The sequence below is a fragment of the Chromobacterium vaccinii genome, from assembly GCF_000971335.1.
In the GTDB taxonomy this organism is placed as follows: domain Bacteria; phylum Pseudomonadota; class Gammaproteobacteria; order Burkholderiales; family Chromobacteriaceae; genus Chromobacterium; species Chromobacterium vaccinii.
Genome location: NZ_JZJL01000147.1, coordinates 1 through 605 on the forward strand (window position 1 = coordinate 1; position 605 = coordinate 605).

General features: G+C 66.3%; 1 protein-coding gene. It reads right to left on the minus strand.

Annotation, left to right across the window (positions count from 1 at the left end):
• Window positions 1-605 (minus strand): calcium-binding protein (locus VL52_RS22985; protein WP_046159225.1); only part of this gene is annotated, 605 nt, incomplete at both ends.

Consider the following 605-nt stretch of genomic DNA (forward strand, 5'->3'; position numbering starts at 1 on the left):
TTGCCCAGACCGCCGCGCAGGGTGTCGTTGCCTTCTTCGCCGAACAGGCCGTCGTCGCCCGCCCCGCCTTCGATCAGGTCGTTGCCGTTGCCGCCGTACAGCGAGTCGTTGCCGCCGTTGCCCTGGATCCAGTCGTCGACGTCGCCGCCGCGCAGCGTGTCGCCCAGCTCGGTGCCCACCAGCGGCACGCCTTGCTTCATCAGCTGGTCGGCCGTCCACTTCACGCCGCTGGCGAAGGTGATCTGCTCGATCCAGTTCAGCTGGCTGGCGAACCAGTCCTTCACCGTCACGCTGTCCTGGCCGTTGACGTGGCGGAACACCATGTCGTTGCCGCTGCGCAGCACCTGGATGTCGGTATCCTTGATGTCGGCGCCGAAACGCAGCTCGTCGCCCGCATCCGCCAGACTGGACGCCTTGTCCAGGATGACGTCCTGGCCATCGCCCAGATTGAACAGATAGATGTCGTGGCTATAGCTGCCCGTCAGCGTGTCATTGCCGCTGCCGCCTTCGAACACGTTGTCGTAGCCTCTCCAGCCTGCGAACAGTTGGTCGTTGCCGGCGCCGCCGCGCAGCGTGTCGCCCTCCACGCGCCAGTTGCCGCCGTC